At 38.0% G+C, this 953-nt stretch carries 1 pseudogene; it reads left to right on the forward strand.

What is annotated here, in order from left to right:
* Positions 1 to 301: 301 nt before the first annotated feature.
* Positions 302 to 953: pseudogene (locus tag BCU12_RS10550) on the forward strand (AraC family transcriptional regulator); the annotation flags it as partial.

Consider the following 953-nt stretch of genomic DNA (forward strand, 5'->3'; position numbering starts at 1 on the left):
GTAATAAATTGATCGATTTCTTACTACTATTTATAGCTTGAACTATTGAACTTTTAAATATCTACTAGCAAAAACATGTGTAAATTTAGTCGTTTATTTCTAAATGTTGTCATAATCTCTAACTTGTCACACTATTGATAGTCAATATCAATGCAGCCAAAGCATATCTCTGAAAAACAAGTATTCTTTAAGTACTGCCTATAATCATCGACGAAATCAGCTCATCTGTCGGGATAAGCAAAGTCGATGGTCTAAGCAATAATTCAATGAATAAGATTAACGATAACGTGAGGATTGTATCTTGACCGAGAAACCTTCTAATTCTTTGCCTATGATGCGCACCGGTTACACAAAGATATTGTTGGACGTCTTCTCTGATCACAATATAAACGTTCATGAAATTCTTAGAGATTCTGGCCTTCCTCCTGATCTTTACGATACAAACAAAGATTTTCTGCCCATCGAACCCGTAAGGCGTATGGTGTATTTGCTATCTTCACAAGTAGGCGTAAATAACTTCAGCCAACTGTTAAGAATTGCTTTTCGCCAGCGAGTGATTCCTCAAATACTTGGAATGTTTGAAAAATGCGAAACCGTGCAAGATGCGCTAACCATTTCCAATGACGTCTATTCATACGATACACCAGGAAGCAGAGTCAGTTTGGTTCAAGAAGGGTCATCACATTGGTTCTGTCGAGGCGCCGTTTATGAAGATACACCAAGCTTTATCTGGGGGGAGCTTTTTGCCATTCTCTATATCGAAGAACTCATTCAAGCATTAACTCAGACAGATTGGAAAATTCAGAAGGTCCGAATTCAACACACTGACCCAGAAATTGTTCAAATGTCACTTGGAAAGTCAGTGCAACTTTTTGTTGGTCACGGCAGCACTGGCGTATTCATAGATGAACAAATATTTAAGACAAAAATCAACGTCAGAGAGTCAGACAGGA

It is taken from the genome of Vibrio sp. 10N.261.55.A7, from assembly GCF_002877365.1.
Classification (GTDB): domain Bacteria; phylum Pseudomonadota; class Gammaproteobacteria; order Enterobacterales; family Vibrionaceae; genus Vibrio.